General features: G+C 65.7%; 18 protein-coding genes. 8 read left to right on the top strand and 10 right to left on the bottom strand.

Going from position 1 to position 17,224, the window contains the following annotated elements; all coding sequences use genetic code 11:
* Positions 1-53: 53 nt before the first annotated feature.
* Positions 54-1,139 (top strand): 3-deoxy-7-phosphoheptulonate synthase, encoded by a 1,086-nt coding sequence (locus tag DCM80_RS27405; RefSeq protein WP_257194555.1) that lies wholly within the window; start codon positions 54-56, stop codon positions 1,137-1,139.
* A gap of 317 nt (positions 1,140-1,456) precedes the next feature.
* Here the strand turns inward: DCM80_RS27405 and DCM80_RS27400 are convergent, their stop codons facing one another.
* Genes DCM80_RS27400 through epmA form a run of 3 tightly spaced genes read right to left on the bottom strand, consistent with a single transcriptional unit; the run spans position 1,457 to position 3,899 of the window.
* Positions 1,457-1,705: a hypothetical protein gene (locus DCM80_RS27400; RefSeq protein WP_257194554.1), complete on the bottom strand. Its 249-nt coding sequence runs from the start codon at positions 1,703-1,705 to the stop codon at positions 1,457-1,459.
* A 38-nt stretch (positions 1,706-1,743) separates the two neighbouring features.
* Positions 1,744-2,838 (bottom strand): lysine-2,3-aminomutase-like protein, encoded by a 1,095-nt coding sequence (locus DCM80_RS27395; protein ID WP_257194553.1) that lies wholly within the window; start codon positions 2,836-2,838, stop codon positions 1,744-1,746.
* Positions 2,835-3,899: an EF-P lysine aminoacylase EpmA gene (epmA, locus tag DCM80_RS27390; RefSeq protein WP_257194552.1), complete on the bottom strand. Its 1,065-nt coding sequence runs from the start codon at positions 3,897-3,899 to the stop codon at positions 2,835-2,837. Before epmA ends, DCM80_RS27395 begins: the two co-directional genes overlap by 4 nt.
* Positions 3,900-4,061: 162 nt before the next feature.
* On the opposite strand from epmA, the gene efp reads away from it, so the two are divergent.
* Genes efp through DCM80_RS27375 form a run of 3 tightly spaced genes read left to right on the top strand, consistent with a single transcriptional unit; the run spans position 4,062 to position 7,325 of the window.
* Positions 4,062-4,628 (top strand): elongation factor P, encoded by a 567-nt coding sequence (gene efp, locus DCM80_RS27385; protein ID WP_257194551.1) that lies wholly within the window; start codon positions 4,062-4,064, stop codon positions 4,626-4,628.
* 24 nt (positions 4,629-4,652) lie between these two features.
* Positions 4,653-6,275, top strand: a complete 1,623-nt coding sequence (locus DCM80_RS27380; RefSeq protein ID WP_257194550.1) for a M23 family peptidase — start codon at positions 4,653-4,655, stop codon at positions 6,273-6,275.
* A 57-nt stretch (positions 6,276-6,332) separates the two neighbouring features.
* Positions 6,333-7,325, top strand: coding sequence for a DUF808 domain-containing protein (locus tag DCM80_RS27375; protein WP_257194549.1), 993 nt, complete (start codon positions 6,333-6,335; stop codon positions 7,323-7,325).
* A 24-nt stretch (positions 7,326-7,349) separates the two neighbouring features.
* Here the strand turns inward: DCM80_RS27375 and DCM80_RS27370 are convergent, their stop codons facing one another.
* A complete protein-coding gene (locus tag DCM80_RS27370) occupies positions 7,350-7,853 on the bottom strand; it encodes a cupin domain-containing protein (protein WP_257194548.1) in 504 nt (167 codons plus the stop codon).
* A 21-nt stretch (positions 7,854-7,874) separates the two neighbouring features.
* A complete protein-coding gene (locus tag DCM80_RS27365; protein WP_257194547.1) occupies positions 7,875-8,351 on the bottom strand; it encodes a carboxymuconolactone decarboxylase family protein in 477 nt (158 codons plus the stop codon).
* A gap of 54 nt (positions 8,352-8,405) precedes the next feature.
* Here DCM80_RS27365 and DCM80_RS27360 point away from each other — a divergent pair, with 54 nt between their 5' ends.
* A complete protein-coding gene (locus DCM80_RS27360; protein WP_257194546.1) occupies positions 8,406-8,936 on the top strand; it encodes a MarR family winged helix-turn-helix transcriptional regulator in 531 nt (176 codons plus the stop codon).
* Positions 8,937-8,986: 50 nt separating this feature from the next.
* Here the strand turns inward: DCM80_RS27360 and DCM80_RS27355 are convergent, their stop codons facing one another.
* Complete coding sequence (locus DCM80_RS27355; protein WP_257194545.1) at positions 8,987-9,238, bottom strand: hypothetical protein; 252 nt, start codon at positions 9,236-9,238, stop codon at positions 8,987-8,989.
* Between the two features lie 59 nt (positions 9,239-9,297).
* A complete protein-coding gene (locus DCM80_RS27350; RefSeq protein ID WP_257179584.1) occupies positions 9,298-9,552 on the bottom strand; it encodes a hypothetical protein in 255 nt (84 codons plus the stop codon).
* A 124-nt stretch (positions 9,553-9,676) separates the two neighbouring features.
* Between DCM80_RS27350 and DCM80_RS27345 the strand changes: the two genes are divergently transcribed.
* On the top strand, positions 9,677-10,906 hold the full coding sequence (locus tag DCM80_RS27345; protein ID WP_257194543.1) for a lytic murein transglycosylase: 1,230 nt from the start codon (positions 9,677-9,679) through the stop codon (positions 10,904-10,906).
* 110 nt (positions 10,907-11,016) lie between these two features.
* Here the strand turns inward: DCM80_RS27345 and DCM80_RS27340 are convergent, their stop codons facing one another.
* From DCM80_RS27340 to recJ, 3 genes are all read right to left on the bottom strand, one after another.
* Positions 11,017-11,808: an aldolase gene (locus DCM80_RS27340; RefSeq protein WP_257194542.1), complete on the bottom strand. Its 792-nt coding sequence runs from the start codon at positions 11,806-11,808 to the stop codon at positions 11,017-11,019.
* A gap of 98 nt (positions 11,809-11,906) precedes the next feature.
* Positions 11,907-12,716, bottom strand: coding sequence for an SDR family NAD(P)-dependent oxidoreductase (locus tag DCM80_RS27335; RefSeq protein WP_257194541.1), 810 nt, complete (start codon positions 12,714-12,716; stop codon positions 11,907-11,909).
* A gap of 108 nt (positions 12,717-12,824) precedes the next feature.
* Complete coding sequence (gene recJ / locus DCM80_RS27330; RefSeq protein WP_257194540.1) at positions 12,825-14,666, bottom strand: single-stranded-DNA-specific exonuclease RecJ; 1,842 nt, start codon at positions 14,664-14,666, stop codon at positions 12,825-12,827.
* 278 nt (positions 14,667-14,944) lie between these two features.
* Between recJ and DCM80_RS27325 the strand changes: the two genes are divergently transcribed.
* Together DCM80_RS27325 and DCM80_RS27320 are read left to right on the top strand one after the other, a co-directional pair.
* A complete protein-coding gene (locus DCM80_RS27325) occupies positions 14,945-16,021 on the top strand; it encodes a methyl-accepting chemotaxis protein (RefSeq protein WP_257194539.1) in 1,077 nt (358 codons plus the stop codon).
* A gap of 361 nt (positions 16,022-16,382) precedes the next feature.
* A complete protein-coding gene (locus tag DCM80_RS27320; RefSeq protein ID WP_257194538.1) occupies positions 16,383-17,126 on the top strand; it encodes an SDR family oxidoreductase in 744 nt (247 codons plus the stop codon).
* Positions 17,127-17,224: the final 98 nt, after the last annotated feature.

Raw genomic sequence — 17,224 nt, 5'->3', positions numbered from 1 at the left:
AGACCTGGCGGCTTTTTTATTGCCGGCAGGTTCGAAACAAACAGGAGCCTGCCGTGCTGAGCACGACCGACGATCTTCGCATCCGCGAACTGAAAGAACTGAGCACCCCGGACGAGGTGATGCGCGAGGTCCCGCGCACGCTCACCGCCACCCGCGTGGTCATGGCCGCGCGCAACGCCATCCATGCCATCCTGAACGGCCAGGACGACCGTCTGCTGGTCGTTGTCGGCCCCTGCTCGGTGCACGACCCCAGGGCCGCGCTCGACTACGCCGAGCGTCTCGCCAAGATGCGCGAGGACCTCGCCGATCAGCTCGAGATCGTGATGCGGGTCTATTTCGAGAAGCCGCGCACCACGGTCGGCTGGAAGGGCCTGATCAACGATCCCGAGCTCGACGGCAGCTTCGACATCAACAAGGGCCTGCGGCTGGCGCGCAACGTGCTGTCGGCCGTGAACAATCTCGGCCTGCCCGCCGGCACCGAATTTCTCGACATGACGACGCCACAATACATCGCCGACCTCGTGTCCTGGGCCGCGATCGGCGCGCGCACGACCGAGAGCCAGATCCACCGCGAGCTGGCGTCCGGGCTGTCGTGTCCGGTCGGCTTCAAGAACGGCACCGACGGCAATGTGCGGATCGCGGCAGATGCGGTGAAATCGGCATCGCATCCGCATCATTTCATGGCTGTCACCAAGCTCGGCCGCTCGGCGATCGCCTCGACCGCCGGCAACGAGGACTGCCACATCATCCTGCGTGGCGGCAGCCATCCGAACTACGATGCGGCAAGCGTTGCGGCGGCCTGCAACGAATTGTCCAAATCCGGCGTCGCGCCGCTGGTGATGGTCGATGCGAGTCACGCCAATTCGAGCAAGAAGCCGGAGAACCAGCCGCTGGTGATGGCGGACATCGCCGGCCAGATCGCCGGCGGTGAGCACCGCATCATGGGCGTAATGATCGAGAGCAATCTCGTCGCCGGCCGCCAGGACGTGGTGCCGGGCGAGCCGCTCGTCTACGGCCAGAGCATCACCGACGGCTGCATCGATTGGCCGACCACGGCAACTGTGCTCGAACAGCTCGCCGACGCGGTCGAGGTCCGCCGCAACACCCGTCGCGCCGGATTGCACGAGCGGTCGGCATAGGACGCGAGCGAGATCGGCGCTTATCACCTCTCCCCGCCGGGGCTACTGGATTCACACATCACTCTGGTTATCCCGTGGGGGGAGCATGAGGTGGGCGCCGCGTTTCATGGCTTGGAACTCGAGCCAACCCTGAAGCATGACGACCGGACCCGGCTTGCCGTAATAGCCCCCCTTTTTCCAGGCGACGGTCGCCAAACCGTCCCAGTCCGAGCTCCATGCCATCCTCCTGTCCAGGATGGACACGGAATCAGACATCCTTTCGGTCTTCAACAACGATGTGTGAATGCCGTAGCCCCGCCGGGGAGAGGTGGAAGCGGTCAGCAGCCGCGGCAGATGCTCTTGATCTTCTTGTCGAGCGCCTGGTTTTCCTTGCTGAGTGGATCGTTCGGGTCGCTCACAGTCTTGCTCGGCACGTCCGCGGCGCGCGGCTGGCGATGGCCCACGGGAGCCGGCGGCACCGAGCCGGAGCTCGCGCCGCTCGACGTCGAGCCCTTGGCGCCGGTCTGCGCGATCGCCGCGCCGCCGAGCAAGACCACGAGCGATGCTGCCAGCATGATCTTCTTCATGTCCGATCCTCCATTCTCAAGCCGGCGCTTCCCACCGCTCAGGTCTCAGGCGGATAGAGATGAACGTCGCCGCAATAGTCGACGATACGATAGCTCGTTTTCGTCTCCGCTTCACGTGCATCGGTTGCGGTATTTTGCTGCGCCAGAACATAGCTGGGCCCCACCGGCGATTTGCCGGCGCCGCCGGGAATGTCGATGACATAGTCCGGCTGACACAGTCCTGACACCCGACCGCGCAACTGCCGCATCAAGTCCTGCCCCTCCGCCAGCGTCGTCCGCAGATGCGCCGTGCCCGGTGCGAGATCGCCGTGATGCAGATAATAGGGCTTGATCCGGCATTCGACGAAAGCTCGCATCAAATCCGACAAGGCGGCAATGTTGTCATTGACCCCGCGCAAGAGCACGGACTGGCTCACCAGCGGAATGCCGGCATCGACGAGCCGCGCGCAGGCGGCGCGCGCTGTCCCCGTCAATTCGCGCGCATGATTGGCATGCACGGCCACCCACGTGGACGCGCCCTCGACCTTGAGCGCCGCAACCATCTCCTCGCTGATGCGCCCGGGTTCGGCCACCGGAACGCGGGTATGAAGACGAATGATCTTGACGTGCTCGATCGCCGCGAGGTCGGCCATGATCTCGCTCATCCGCCGCGGCGACAGCATCAGCGGATCGCCGCCGGTCAGGATCACCTCCCAGATCTCGCGATGCGATCGGATGTAGTCGATCGCCGCGCGATAGGCATCGTCCGACAGCGCGCTCTCCTTGCCCGGTCCCACCATCTCGCGGCGGAAGCAGAAGCGGCAATAGACCGCGCAGACGTGAACGAGCTTGAACAAGACGCGATCGGGATAGCGATGCACGATGCCTGGTACCGGCGAGTGCGGATGATCGCCGATCGGATCGGCATTCTCGCCCGGCTGCATCTCCAGCTCCGCGGCGGTCGGCACGAACTGACGGGCGATGGGATCGTCGGGATCTGACGGGTCGATCAGCTCGATCAGCGCCGGCGTGATCGCGACCGCATAGCGCGCGGCCACGCGCTCGAGCGCGGGCAGCGCTGCCGCCGGAGCAAGATGCTCGGCCACAAGCTCGGCCGGCTCACGCAAGGTACGTGCAAGATTGGTCTTCGTCATGTCTCACTAGACGTTTCATTTGCTGGCGGTGTCCACACCACCTGGTCAATTCGCGATGCGCCGCTCGCCAGCATCACCAGCCTGTCGAAGCCGAGCGCAACGCCGCTCGCCTCCGGCATTGCCGCAACTGCGGCCAGAAAGTCCTCATCCAGCGGATAGGCTTCGCCGTAGCGGCGCTGCTTCTCGGCCATCGATTCCGTGAAGCGCTTGCGCTGCTCCTCGGCGTCGGTCAGTTCCCCAAATCCGTTGGCGAGCTCGACGCCGCACGCATAGACCTCGAAGCGCTCGGCGACCCTCAGATCGTCCGCCTTGACGCGCGCCAGCGCCGCCTCTGGAGATGGGTATTCGAACAGGATGGTCAAACGTCCCTGCCCCAGATGCGGCTCGACATGCTCGACCAGGACCTTGCTGAAGATGTCGGACCAGGTGTCGTCCTCCGCTATCCGAACCTTTCCGTCGGCCGCCGAGGCGAGCGTGGCACGGTTACCCTCGCTGCCTGAGATTGTCGACAAGAGGTCGATGCCGGCGAACCGCTCGAAAGCGCCCGCGACCGTCAGAAGCTCCGGCTCGGCGAAGGGATCGGCGGTCCGGCCGCGGAATGAGAAGATCCCGATCCCGGTCGCCTGCGCGGCCCGGGCGATGACGACCACGGTGTCCGCCATGATGGCGTCATAGGAGGCGCCGGCCCGATACCATTCCAACATGGTGAATTCGGGCAGATGCAGGTCGCCGCGCTCGCGGTCGCGGAACACCCGGGCGAGCTCGAAGATCCGCGTCTCGCCCGACGCCAGCAGCTTCTTGCAGGCGAATTCGGGCGATGTCCGCAAGTAACGCCTGGCGCGGCTGCCGTCCGGCCGCATCAGCTCGGTCCGGGGGGCGTGCAGATGGGTCTCATTGCCCGGGGAGACCTGGAGAACGGAGGTTTCGACCTCGACGAAGCCCTGCTCGGCGAAAAAGCCCCGTATTGCGCTGGTAATGACCCCCCTTGCCCTGAGGAAGGGCCGCCGGTCGAGGTGGCGGTCAGGCGACCAGAACGGTGAGATCGGCTTGTCCCCAGTCATGAACCGACCGCCCCAGGCGCGAGCAAAACGCTGGCATCTAACGGCAAAATCAGTATGTTGCGGCCCGAAACGGGCGCCGAGGTCCGATTTGAGGCCCCAAGTCCCCCATCGATTTGACCACGTCCTGGCCGGTGCCGGACCAAGCAAGCAGGAAATATCACTTTGAGAGTCATCGCCAGTTCTATTCGCAAGGGCAACGTGATCGAGCAAGACGGCAAGCTTTATGTCGTCGTCAGCGCCGAGAACATCCATCCCGGCAAGGGCACCCCGGTCAGCCAGATCGAAATGCGCCGAATCTCGGACGGGGTAAAGATCTCCGAGCGCTACAAGACCACCGACCAGGTCGAAAAGGCCACCATCGAAGAGCGCAATTACACGTTCCTGTATGACGATGGCGACGGCTACCACTTCATGAACCCGGAGACCTACGATCAGGTCCAGGTTCCCAAGGACGTCGTCGGCGACGCGGCCGCGTATCTTCAGCCGGACATGACCGTCAAGCTGTCCATGCACGACACCAACCCGGTCTCGATCGCGCTGCCGCAGCGCGTGACTCTGGAAGTGGTCGAGACCGAGCCGGTGACCAAGGGCCAGACCGCATCGTCGTCCTACAAGCCCGCGGTGCTCTCCAATGGCGTGCGCACCACCGTGCCGCCGCACATCTCGGTCGGCACCCGCATCGTGGTGATGACCGAAGACGGCTCCTATTCCGAGCGCGCCAAGGACTGACGGGGACCAGAGCGGTCGCAACAGATGGCGCCGGGGGGCGGGACAGTGGTTGGGAAAGGTTTCCGCTTCGTCTCGCAACTCCTGGCGTCGCTTTCGCTCTTCGGCGCCTCTGCTCTCGCTGCGGATGAATTCCGCAGCCCCTCGCTCACGGCCCTGCGCGTCGACTGGCGCGCAGCGCTCGACCAGTTCCGCACCGAAATCAACAGCCGCCCCCGGGTCGCGGAGGATTTCGTCTTCGCGCCGCGCCGTTCCGTGCCGCGCTACGATCCGCGCGCGACGCCCGCATTGGTCCAGCTCAACGCGGTCTCCTCGCGCTTCTTCACCGGCATCACCCGTAGCCCGGTGCCCGTGCTGCTGCCGTTCGACGCTGCATCCTACCTCGAGGGGCAACGCAGCGGCGCGCCCGCGACGCTCGCACTTTCGCGATACCAAGCCGACTTCAATCCCGTCGACATGTTCGATGCCGGCCCCGCCGGCTACAGCGCGACCTTCTCGCTCGAGCCCGGTGCTGGCGACGGCATGCCGGCCCGCGTGTTCGCACGGCCGGTCGAAGTGCAGATCACGGGCTCGGCGCTCGTCTACGACATCGCAGATCCCTCAGGAGGCAAGGGCGAGCAGGTCAAGCCGCTCGCGACGCTCTATCCGGATTTGCGACGTTTCATCCGCGAAGGTTATGTCCGCTACGCCTTCAGCCGTTTCGGCGTCGCCTATGTGGTGTCGATCCAGTGCCTCGACAGCGTCGCCAAGCCGCGGCGGCTCGCCTGCAAGGAGGCCTATCCGGTCGCCGAGCGCTTCCTGAAGGCCCTGCGTGTCGCCGGCGGCCAACGCATGCGGCCGTTGACGGACATTGCCTCGAAAGTGCTCGATCGCCCGGCCGCGCGTTCGCCGGACTTCAGCTACCGGCCGAGCGGCGACATCATCCCGAACACCGGTTACCGCAAGCAGGGCGGCCATCCCGACGTGATGGCCTATGCCCAGATCCGCTTTCCGCTCGAAAAGGCTCCCGCCTTCGTGCGCTCGCAATCCTACGGCAAGCGCGAGAAAAGCGAGGGACCAACCGCCTATCCCTGGCGCGACAATTTCTGCGAGTCGCGCAGTTTCGAGGTGTGGCAATGCGGCGGAGGCTACGGCCACCAGGGCGAGGACATCCGCGCGGCCGATTGCCCGCCCGCCGGCGAGCGCCGCGAGCCCTGCGATCCCAAGCAGCACGCGGTCGTGGCCGTGCGTGACGCGATCGTGATCCGCGCAGCCAAGGACCAGGCCGTGACGCTCCAGGTCAACAGCCGGACGGAGCACATCCGCTTCCGCTACATGCACATGAACCCGAACGCGATGAACGCCGACGGCGTGCTCAATGGCCGTAGCGTCACCGAGGGCGAGAAAATCGGCGTGATCTCCAATTATCTCGACCGTCCCGCGGGAACGTCGCTGCATCTGCATTTCGACGTGCAGGTGTTCACACGCGACGGCTGGATCTGGGTCAGCCCTTACGTCACCCTGGTCTCCGCCTATGAACGCCTGATCCGCGCCCGCGGCCACGAAATCGGCCCGGAAATCGCGGTCACGGCGCAGCCGGTCGCACACGCCTTGCCGGACGACGTGCTCAAGCCGGACCTGCGCGAAGGATCGAGCGGCGAGGACAACTGACGGCTTGCAAGAGCTGTCGTCGGGCACACCGGCTCCAACGAGCAAAGGACAGGGTTGATGAGTGTCGGACTGATCGGTCTTCTCGACGACATCGCGGGGATCGCGAAGGTGGCGGCGGCCTCGCTCGACGATATCGCGGGCCAGGCGGCCAAAGCGGGCACAAAGGCCGCCGGCGTGGTCATCGACGACGCGGCCGTCACGCCGAATTACGTCATCGGTTTCGCCTCGAAACGCGAGCTGCCGATCGTCGGCAAGATCGCGGTCGGATCGCTGCGCAACAAGCTGCTGATCCTGCTGCCGATCGCCCTGCTGCTCGGCTATTTCCTTCCCGCCGCGGTCACGCCGCTGCTCATGCTGGGCGGCGTCTTTCTCTGCTACGAGGGTGCCGAGAAGGTGCTTGAAGCCGTGATGCCGCATCACGCGCACCATCATGAAGCGCAACTCGAGCCGATCGCGCCGGATGCAAGCTCGGTCGAGGACGAGAAGGTCGCGAGCGCCATCAAGACGGATTTCATCCTGTCGGCGGAGATCATGGCGATCACGCTGGCGGCGATCCCCGTGGGCAGCATCTGGACACAGGCGCTGGTGCTGGCGCTGGTCGGTTTCGCCATCACGGTCGGGGTCTACGGCGTGGTCGCGCTGATCGTGAAGGCGGACGATGCCGGCCTGGCGCTTGCGCGTTACGACGGCGCCTCCTTCATTGGCGGCGCGATCCGCTTGCTCGGGCGCGCGCTCGTCCGCGGCATGCCCGCCTTCCTGGCGGTGTTGAGCACCATCGGCACCGCCGCCATGATCTGGGTCGGCGGCGGCATCATCCTGCACGGCATTGAAAAATACGGCCCGCCCGCGGTCGGCCACACGGTCCATGCCGCGACCGAGGCTGCCGCGCATCTCCTTCCATCGATTGCCGGTATCGTCGAATGGTCGGTCGAAGCCGCCATCTCGGGCGTGCTTGGGCTGATCATCGGTGCGCTTGCAATTCCGGCCGTCGAATACGGACTCGCACCGGCCTGGAAACGGTTGAGGCGATCGCGGGATCGGGCCTCTTAGCCGCGTCCGACCGACGAGCCCTAGCTAATCCAGGAACGTCGTGAGCTGCGCGCCCTCATCCGCCACGAACACCGCGATCAACTCCGCCGGCTCGGTCGCGCTGGCATTGGCCGAGACCAGATGCGTCGAGCCCGGCGGCTCGAAGAACGACTGGCCGACGCCGAACGTCTCGACCGGGCCACCGCCGAGCTGGGAGCGGATCTCGCCCTTGGTGACATGGGCCGTCACCGAGCCTGCGTGACGATGTGGCCGCGAAAAACCGCCGGGACCGTAGGAGACGCGCACGATGGTGACGCGCTTGCCCGGGACGTTGGGCAGCGCGTAGGAGCCGATCGGCTCGACCTTGTCGAGCGACGAGCCATCCGCAGCACTGGCGCAGAGCGGCGCCAGTGCGCCCGAGACAGTGTCCATCGTCACAGGAAGCGCTTTGCCGATTGCCAGCGCGCAGGCGAGCCCGGCGACGGCGGCGAACGCCGCGGAACGTGACGGTGCCGGGCGTTGCACGGCAGAGAAACTCATGGCTGTCATGGTGACCTCCCCGCGCGCCGATCAGGAAGCCGCATGCGCGGCCGCCGGCCGCAACGCCGGCGTCCAACGAAACGCAGCCCCAAACCGGTTCCAGACGTTGATCGAAGCCACGGCCGAAGTCAGGTACATCAGCTCGCTCTCGGAGAATTCCCGGGCGGCTTCGGCGTAGACCTCCTCGCTGACGCCGTCCCCCAGCAAGGTCAAGGCTTCGGCCCAGGCCAGCGCGGCCCGCTCGCGCGGCGCAAAGATCGGCGCCTCGCGCCAGACTGCGACCAGATGAAGCTTGTCGACGGGAACGCCGATCCGTTCCGACAGCAGGACGTGGTGCTGCACGCAGAAGGCACAGCCGTTGATCTGCGAGGCGCGCAGCTTGACGAGCTCGACGAGCTGCTTATCCAGGCCGGCCTTGCCCGCAAGCTGCCCCAGCGCCAGCACCACATCAAATACGTCGGGCGCGATCTTCTTGAAATCCTCGTATTCGCTGCGGGCCTGTGACATTGCGGTTCACCTCGTCTTATTGTAAGTGTCCTTATATCTTATAAGAGCTCTGATATGTCGCGCAAGACCGCTGTCGTCACAAGATCGAAAACTGTCCGCAAGACGCAAGAAGCTGCCGGCGACGGCAAAGTGCGCGTCCCTGCTCCCGGCGAAGGCAAGCGCGGCGAGCAAGGTTATCTCGGCTATCTGCTGCGCCAGGCGCATGCCGCGGTTCGGCTGACGATGGAGCGGGCCCTCGCCGATCTCGGTGTGACCTCGCCGCAATTCGCCGTGCTGACGATGCTGAATGCCTATCCGGGTCTGTCAGGCGCCGACGTTGCCCGCCTCACCTTCCTGACGCCGCAGACCGTCGGGGTCATCATCCGCAATCTCGAACGTGACGGCGCGATCGTGATGACGCCCCATCCCGTTCACGGCCGCATCCAGCAATGGACACTGACGACGCGCGGTACGGCGCTTCTGAAAGCCTGCCGGGAGCGTGTGATCGAATTGGAGAAGCGCCTTGCTCGGAGCCTGGATCCGAAGACGGAGACTGCAATCCGGCGCTGGCTTACCGGCATCGCGACCGAGCTGCAAGAGGATTAGACGGCCCCCTCCCGCCGCTTGCGACCCGCAAGTGGCGACCCGCAGGGCCTCTACCCGCCCTTCAGCGCATCCTTGACCTCGCCGTCCGGCCAAGCTTCGCCCGCAGCGATCACCCGCACGCGGGTTTTGTCGTCAGCGTTGACCAGCACATGCGAACTCACCCGGTCGCGGCTTGGCTCCAGGTGCAGATCGGTTTCGGGCTTCCAGCTCAGCGTGGTCGCGAGATCGCCGGGAAAGATCTGCCATTGCGAGCCGTCGTCGAGCTCGACGACATGGCTTTCCGCATGCGTGCGTATCTTCATTCCACCCCGATTCTCGATGAATCGAAATGGCCCCGGCACTCGGGCCGGGGCCTGTTCCGTCAGTCGTTGTCGTGATGAATCACGGTCTTGCTGCGATTGCCGAATTCATCTTCCTTCTTGATCACGGTGGTGCGGCTCGAAGGCTCGCGCTCCTTGATGACCGTGGTGCGATCACGCTCCCGAACGCGATAATCCGGCGACTGGCCAACCGTCACACCGGCACCGACCGGACCGACGCGAACGCCGACTTCATCGGCCAAGGCAGGGGCCGCAATGGCGGTGACCATGGCAGCGGCAAACAGATACTTTCTCATGATGTCCTCCTGGTTGTGCTGGGAAGGGAATGCGAAGCTGCGACCATTGGTTCCAGGCAAATGCCGGTTCCGGCCGCTCCAGGAACCGGCTCACAGGAGCGCTGTTTCGCGCTAGAATGGCGCCATGAAACACGCTGATTCCTCGACCGATCACACCCGACGCAATCTGCTGAAATCCGCGGTCGGCGTGGCGGCTCTGCTCGCCACACCCGCCGATGTCTTCGCTGCGCCTCCGGGCTTCGAAGAATGGCGCGAGAGCTTTCGTGCACGTGCGATGACGAAGGGCATTTCCGCCGCGACCTGGCAACGCGTGATGGGGCGGGTCGAACCCGACATGAGCGTGTTCAAGCAGATGCGCAATCAGCCCGAATTCCACGAGCAGGTCTGGCAGTACATCAATCGCCGCGTCTCCGACTGGCGCATCATCAACGGCAAGATCGCGCTGAAGAACAACGAGACGTTGTTCGCCCGCATCGAGCGCGATTTCGGCGTCGAACGCGGCACGCTGCTGGCGCTGTGGGGCGTCGAGTCCGCCTATGGCGATCCCCTGGTGCAGCAGAATCACATGAGGCCGGTGTTTCCCTCGCTCGCCGCGCTCGCCTGGAACGAGCCGCGCCGCAAGACCTATTGGGAGACCGAGCTCATCAACGCGCTGCGCATCGTCGACAAGGGCTGGAGCACGCCGGAGGAGATGAAGGGCTCCTGGGCCGGCGCGATGGGGCATTCGCAATGGATGCCGGAGGTCTGGCTCAATGTCGGCATCGACTATGACGGCGACGGCAAGGTGTCGCCGTTCGGCAAGCCCGACGACGCACTGGGCTCGACCGCGAAATATCTGGTCAATCGCGGCAAATGGCATCGCGGCGAGCATTGGGGCTATGAGGTGCGCGCCGCCGGCAATATCAGCGGCAACCGCACCTATGCGGCTTGGCAGGCGGCCGGCGTCACCCGCGCCGACGGCCAGCCCTTCCCGCAACCGAATGCATCCGCGCAGATGTGGACGCCGGTCGCGGGCGGGCCGACGTTCCTGCTGGGACCGAATTTCTACTCGGTGAAGAGCTACAACCCTTCGATGAACTATGCGCTGGCGATCTGCCATCTCGGCGACCGCTGCCTCGGCGCACCGCCGTTCATCCAGCCCTTCCCCGGCTCCGAGCGCGCACTGACCCTCGCCGAGGTGCAGGAGATGCAGACGCGCCTAACCAAGGCCGGCTTCGACACCGGCGGCACCGACGGCCGCGTCGGCAACGACACCATGAAGGCGGTCAAGGATTTTCAGCAGCGCGCAGGCATCACGCCGGCGGACGGCTACGGCGGGCTGAAGGTGCTGGCGAAGCTGCGGCAGGGGTCGTAGGGCACAAGCCGTCCCGTAGCCCGGATGGAGCGAAGCGCAATCCGGGAATCTTCATCGGCAGTCGGGCCCCCCGGATTACGCTTGCGCTCCATCCGGGCTACGCAACCACGCTAATGCCTGTACTGCGGCTCTTCCGCATCCAGCTGCCGCCGGATCGCGGCGAGATGCAGCCTTGCGGATTCACTATCGCCCTCGCGCATCTGCCGGTAGGTCTCGGCCGCAACGGCGGGATCGACCGGCTGCACTTTCCGTCCCGTCGACATCGCCAGAACCTGCACCTCGGCAGCACGCTCGAGGTAATAGAGGTCGTCCCAGGCCTCCGCGATGGTCGGGGCCAGCACCATCACGCCGTGATGCTTCATGAAGACGATATCGGCGTCGCCCACCGCCGAGGCGATCCGCGCGCCTTCGCGGTTGTCGAGCGCGAGGCCATTATAGTCGCGGTCTACAGCCGTCCGGCCATAGAATTTCAGCGCGGTCTGTCCGGCCCAGATCAGGGGATCGCCCTCGGTCATCGACAGCGCCGTGGCGTAGGGCATGTGGGTGTGGAAGGCGACCTTGGCGCGCGGCAGCAGCCTGTGCATCTCGGCGTGGATGTAGAACGCGGTGGCCTCGGGCACGCCCTCGCCGTCGAGCACGTTGCCGTGGAAGTCGCAGATCAGGAGCTTCGAGGCGGTCAACTCGCGAAAGGCATAGCCATAGGGGTTGACCAGGAACAGGTCGTCATGACCAGGCACGACGGCCGAGAAGTGATTGCAGATGCCTTCCTCAAAACCGTTGCGCGCCGCCATGCGGAAGCAGGCGGCCAGGTCCTCGCGCGCGGTGCGGATCGCATCGGTCGCAAGGTCCGGCCGGTTCGAGCGGAACGGCGCGGGTGAGGTAGCGTGAAGGCTGTGCGCCATGGCGAAGAACACCTCTGTCGGTCGAGAGCTATTCGCGTTGTACAGCGGCAGCGCCAGCGCGTCAGCCCCTGCGCTGTGCCACCCTGCCCTGCGCGGCGTCAGGCCCGCCGCGGCACGCCGCCTGCGTTCATGCCGCCGTCGATCACGAGCTCGCTGCCAGTGACGTAGCGCGAGGCATCGGAGGCCAGGTACAGCACGCCGGAGGCGATCTCCGCGGCCTGACCGGCGCGGCCGAGCGGAGTTGCGACCTTGGCCCGTTCCTCCGGATCGATCGGCGCGTTCTGGCCGGCGCCGGTCGCCCCGGTCGGGATCTTGCCCCAGATCGGCGTGTCGATGATGCCGGGATGAACCGAGTTGACGCGGATGCCGTCGCCGGCCGCCGCGCATTCCATGGCGATCGACTTGGCGAACAGCCGCACGCCACCCTTCGTCGCCGAGTAGGCCGACAGACCGGGCGCGCCGCGCAGGCCCGCCAGCGATGACATCATGACGATCGAGCCGCCGCCATGCTTGCGCATCAGGGGAAGGCAATGCTTGACTGAAAGAAAGACACCGTCGAGATTGATCGCGTTCTGCTTGCGCCAGTCAGCGAGCGTCATGTCGACGATCGAGGGCACCGCAATGCCGATGCCGGCATTGGAGACCATGATATCGAGCCGGCCGTAGCGCTTGGCGATCTCGGCGACGACGTCGATCCAGCGCTCTTCGCTGGTGACGTCCTGCTGCAGGAAGAGCGCCTTGCGGCCGGCACTTGTCACGCGTTTGGCGAGCTCCGGGCCGCGCAGCTCGTCGATGTCCGTGATGACGACCGTCGCGCCCTCGCGCGCGAACAGCTCGACGATGGCCTCGCCGATACCGGAGGCCCCGCCCGTCACCAGCGCGACCTTGCCCTCGACCTGCCCTGCCATGTTCACTCCCTTTTCTTGTTGTTCGAGACGTTATCTTTCACGCATGATCTTTTCGGAAAACCGCTTCACGCTTTGCGCTTGCGCGGCCCTTCGGGTCCGGATCATGCGTCATCTAATCACGGACGGCCCCTGGTCCGGTAGCGCGACGTCGACGACGCGGAATTGCACCCGCTCGGCGCCCTGATAGCGGTCGACCGAGAGCGAGCCGGCGACATGCAATTGCTGGCCGCGATTGGCGAGCAGCGCGTTGCCGAGCTTCTGGCCGACCGAGCGGAACGCGATGCCGTTGACGATGGCGCCGTCGCCCGACTTGAAGCGCAGCCTCAAGTGAGCCTGGCCGACCTCGTCGGCAAACACGAGCTGGTGCGCCGGCAGCGCCAGCACGGGCTCCGGATTGCCGCTGCCGAACGGACCGGCGCGGTTGAGCGTTGCCGCAAGCTCCGTCGTCACTGCCCGCGCGGAAACCGCGCCGTCGATATAGAGCTCGTTGACGTGGCGGGCCTCGGCGACGTCCTGCGCCAATGCGTTCTCGAGATAGGCGCGAAATTCGGCGAGCTTCTCTTTCCGCAGCGTCACGCCCGCGGCCATCGCGTGCCCGCCGCCTTTGAGCAGAATGCCATCGGCCACCGCCTGCCGCACCGCCTTGCCGAGATCGACGCCGGCGATCGAGCGGCCCGAGCCGGTGCCGATGCCGCCGGGCTCCAGGGCGATGGCGAAGGCGGGCCGCGCGAACTTCTCCTTGAGGCGGGAGGCCACGAGGCCGACCACGCCGGGATGCCAGCCTTCGGAGGCCGTGACGATGACGCCGAGCTTGTCCTCCAGCCCGATCGAGGCCAGCGCCTCGGCCTCGGCCTGCGCCTCCGCCGCCTGCTCGATCACGCGGCGCTCGCTGTTGAGGCGGTCGAGCTCGGCCGCGATCCGCGCCGCCTCGACGCTGTCGCCCTCCAGCAGCAGCCGCACGCCGAGATCGGCGCGGCCGATCCGGCCGCCCGCGTTGATGCGCGGCCCCAGCATGAAGCCGAGATGCCAGGCCTCCGGGGGCCCGTTGAGCCGCGCCACGTCCATCAGCGCGGTATGGCCGACATGGTCGCGCCGGCGCATCGCGATCAGGCCCTTGGCGACGAAGGCGCGGTTGAGACCGATCAGCGGCGCCACGTCCGCAACCGTCCCGAGCGCGACGTGATGCAGCATGCCGAGCAGATCCGGCTCGGGCATCTCCGCGTTCCAGAAACCGCGCTGACGCAGCTCGCGATTGACCGCCACCAGCGTCACCAGCACGAGACCGACGGCGGCGAGATGGCCGAGGCCCGAGAGATCGTCGAGCCGGTTCGGATTGACCAGCGCGTCGACCTCCGGCAGCTCGGTGCCGGCCTGGTGATGATCGATCACGACCACGGACATGCCGAGGCGCCTGGCCTCGGCCAGCGGCTCGATGCTGGTGGTGCCGCAATCGACGGTGACGAGCAAGGTGGCGCCCTTCGCGGCGAGCGCACGCACCGCTTCGGTGTTCGGTCCGTAGCCCTCGAAAATGCGGTCGGGAATGTGGATCAGCGGATCGAGTCCGCAATGGCGCAGGTGCCAGGTGAGCAGCGCCGCCGAGGTCGCGCCGTCGACATCGTAGTCGCCGAAGATCGCGACCTTTTCGCCCTTCACTGCGGCATCCGCGATCCGCTTCGCCGCGGCTTCCATTTCCGTCACCGTGAAGGGGTCCGGCATGAGCTTGCGGATGGTCGGATCGAGGAAGTCGGGCACTGCGTCGATGTCGACGCCGCGGCCGGCCAGCACCCGGGCCAGCAATTCCGGAAGCTGGTGCCGCTGCACGATCGCGAGCGCCTGGGCCGCCCCCCGGGCATCCAGCCGGTCGCGCCAGAGCTTGTCGGTCAGCGAGCGCGCGACGCCGAGGAACGCCTGGGGCGCTTCGACGGGCAAGGCGGTGGCAGGCGGCGTCATGGATCGCAGTTGGTTTGAGGAAGCCGCAGCCGACGAGGTCGTGCCGGTCCGGCTTGCGGAGTGATTGGCCCGCAATCTCCGGGCATTTGCAATCTCCGCGGTGCACAAAGCGGTGGATTGCCGATTTACTGCGCTGAGTGACTATCATTTGGGCAATCCGCCGAACAGCAAATTAAGCAGGCGTTAGGCGGAATCTTCGAAAAAGAATCGTATTCGATCTGTAATTTGTAGTTCCGGGTTCGTTGCAGATCAGACCTCATTGCCAAGGGATGCCCCCGATGTCTGCTGCGCTGGGTCTGAAGGCCAAGCCGATCGCCCCCGAACCCGCTGAGGACGATTCCGACATTTCCGCGCTGATCAACCGCCTCACCGCGGAGGTCAACCAGATCGCGGTCGACAAGACCAAGTCGATCCAGCAGATCACCAACCAGATGAAGATGCTGGCGCTGAACGCGCTGATCGAGAGCTCGCGCGCCGGCGCGCAAGGCGCGGGTTTTGCCGTGGTGGCGCAGGAGGTGCGCGGCGTCGGCCAGCAGGTCGAGACCATCGCACGCGAGCTCGAAACCCAATTGACGAAGCGCACCGGCGACCTCGTCTCCTCGATCGAACGCATGAGCCAGCGTTCGCGCGGCGAGCGCATGATGGACCTGTCGCTGAACGCGATCGAGCTGATCGACCGCAACCTCTACGAACGTACCTGCGACGTGCGCTGGTGGGCGACCGATTCCGCCGTGGTCGATTGTGCGGCATCGCCGAGCGCCGCAGCCGTCTCCCACGCCTCGCAGCGCCTGGGCGTGATCCTCGGGGCCTACACCGTCTATCTCGACCTCTGGCTCTGCGACCTCGACGGCAACGTCATCGCCAACGGCCGGGCCGACCGCTTCCGCGTCGTCGGCCAGAACGTCGCCCACACCAAATGGTTTCGCGAGGCGAAGGGCCTGCGCTCCGGCGACGATTACGTCGCAGGCGACGTCGAGAACCAGCCGCTGCTCGGCAACGCGCAGGTGGCGACCTATTGCGCCAGCGTCCGCGCCGGCGGCCAGGCGAGCGGCGCCCCGATCGGCGTGCTCGCCATCCATTTCGACTGGGAGCCGCAGGCCCGCGCCATCGTCCAGGGCGTGCGCGTCGGCGACAGCGACAAGGCGCGCGTGCTGCTGGTCGATTCGAACCTGCGCGTGATCGCGGCGTCCGACGGCCAGGGCATCCTCAGCGAGCGCATCTCGATCGCGCTGAACGGCCAGCGCTCCGGCTTCTATCATGACCACAACGGTTCACTGATCGCCTTCCATGCGACGCCGGGCTACGAGACCTATCGCGGGCTCGGCTGGTACGGCGTCATCATCTGCGGGGCGTGAGCCAGCAGGCCGATACAAAAACGCGAAAACAACCCCATGCACAGTAGACTCGGGGTTGTTTTCATTGGCGTTTTGCGCCCGCCCGAACGCCGTCTCGCCAAGCTCTTTTGACACGTCGGGCAAAACGCCGGCCTTCCTGGCGCGACCATGACCAGGCCCGCACTCTAGTACAAGAGGGGAATGATCCCCGACCGACCAGCTCGCATTCCCACATGCGCGATTGAGCATTTTCCGACGAGCCAGGCCGGTTCCGGGCAAAAGCTCGCCGCATTGCTCGGGTAGCGCTCGCGTCGAGCGGCGGACCGAGCGTCGCTTCACGCCTTCACCAAGCTGACATTTGCCCCATGCTGAGGAGACTTTCATGAAGATTGTCGTGATCGGCGGGACCGGATTGATCGGATCCAAGCTCGTGGTGCGGCTCAAGCAGCAAGGTCACGAGGCCGTGGCAGCCTCGCCGAAATCAGGCGTGAATGCCGTGACCGGTGACGGCCTCGCTGCGGCATTGGCAGGCGCGGATGTCGTCGTCGATGTTGCCAATGCGCCGTCCTGGGAGCCGGCCGCCGTGCTCGCATTCTTTGAACGCTCAAGCGAAAATCTCGTCGCGACGGAGGCTGCCGCGGCGGTGAAGCATCACGTGGCGCTGTCGATCGTCGGGACCGAGCGGTCGCCCGACAACGCCTATTTCCGTGCCAAGCTCGCGCAGGAGACAATCATCAAGTCCTCGCCGATCCCCTACTCGATCGTGCGCGCCACCCAGTTCTTCGAATTCCTCGGCGCCATTGCCGAAATGAGTGCGATTGACGGCAAGGTCGTCGTTCCATCGGCCTTGTTTCAACCGATCGCTGCCGACGACGTCGCCGCTCACCTCGCTGAGGTGGCAACGGGCAACCCGCTCAACGGCACGATCGACATCGCGGGTCCCGAGAAGGCTCCCTTCAATGAATTCATCGCACGCCGCCTGAAGGCATCCGACGACACGCGACCGGTGGTCGGAGACCCGAAGGCGCCGTATTACGGCGGCCTTATCGACGATACATCGCTGAACCCGCTCGGCGAAGCCCGGCTCGGAAAAACCCCGCTCGCGACATGGCTCGCAAGCCTGTGAGACCTGCCATCACGAAACAACCGCAGTGAACGCCCCCAACTCCGCAGCTTGCTGATTGCCCCGATGTGGCGTTTGGCTCGGATCGCCCCTCCATGGCG

It is taken from the genome of Bradyrhizobium sp. WBOS08 (assembly GCF_024585125.1).
Lineage (GTDB): Bacteria > Pseudomonadota > Alphaproteobacteria > Rhizobiales > Xanthobacteraceae > Bradyrhizobium > Bradyrhizobium japonicum_B.
This window is presented reverse-complemented; position numbering and strand designations above follow the sequence as displayed.

Excerpts from the sequence above, each read along its gene's own strand:
- DCM80_RS27340 (WP_257194542.1), bottom strand. The coding sequence starts at position 11,808 with ATGGCGCACAGCCTTCACGCTACCTCACCCGCGCCGTTCCGCTCGAAC.
- DCM80_RS27375 (WP_257194549.1), top strand. The coding sequence starts at position 6,333 with ATGAGTGTCGGACTGATCGGTCTTCTCGACGACATCGCGGGGATCGCG.
- DCM80_RS27360 (WP_257194546.1), top strand. The coding sequence starts at position 8,406 with ATGTCGCGCAAGACCGCTGTCGTCACAAGATCGAAAACTGTCCGCAAG.
- DCM80_RS27355 (WP_257194545.1), bottom strand. The coding sequence starts at position 9,238 with ATGAAGATACGCACGCATGCGGAAAGCCATGTCGTCGAGCTCGACGAC.
- DCM80_RS27370 (WP_257194548.1), bottom strand. The coding sequence starts at position 7,853 with ATGACAGCCATGAGTTTCTCTGCCGTGCAACGCCCGGCACCGTCACGT.
- DCM80_RS27395 (WP_257194553.1), bottom strand. The coding sequence starts at position 2,838 with ATGACGAAGACCAATCTTGCACGTACCTTGCGTGAGCCGGCCGAGCTT.
- recJ (WP_257194540.1), bottom strand. The coding sequence starts at position 14,666 with ATGACGCCGCCTGCCACCGCCTTGCCCGTCGAAGCGCCCCAGGCGTTC.
- DCM80_RS27400 (WP_257194554.1), bottom strand. The coding sequence starts at position 1,705 with ATGAAGAAGATCATGCTGGCAGCATCGCTCGTGGTCTTGCTCGGCGGC.
- DCM80_RS27325 (WP_257194539.1), top strand. The coding sequence starts at position 14,945 with ATGTCTGCTGCGCTGGGTCTGAAGGCCAAGCCGATCGCCCCCGAACCC.
- DCM80_RS27365 (WP_257194547.1), bottom strand. The coding sequence starts at position 8,351 with ATGTCACAGGCCCGCAGCGAATACGAGGATTTCAAGAAGATCGCGCCC.
- DCM80_RS27320 (WP_257194538.1), top strand. The coding sequence starts at position 16,383 with ATGAAGATTGTCGTGATCGGCGGGACCGGATTGATCGGATCCAAGCTC.
- DCM80_RS27350 (WP_257179584.1), bottom strand. The coding sequence starts at position 9,552 with ATGAGAAAGTATCTGTTTGCCGCTGCCATGGTCACCGCCATTGCGGCC.
- epmA (WP_257194552.1), bottom strand. The coding sequence starts at position 3,899 with ATGACTGGGGACAAGCCGATCTCACCGTTCTGGTCGCCTGACCGCCAC.
- DCM80_RS27335 (WP_257194541.1), bottom strand. The coding sequence starts at position 12,716 with ATGGCAGGGCAGGTCGAGGGCAAGGTCGCGCTGGTGACGGGCGGGGCC.
- DCM80_RS27380 (WP_257194550.1), top strand. The coding sequence starts at position 4,653 with ATGGCGCCGGGGGGCGGGACAGTGGTTGGGAAAGGTTTCCGCTTCGTC.
- DCM80_RS27345 (WP_257194543.1), top strand. The coding sequence starts at position 9,677 with ATGAAACACGCTGATTCCTCGACCGATCACACCCGACGCAATCTGCTG.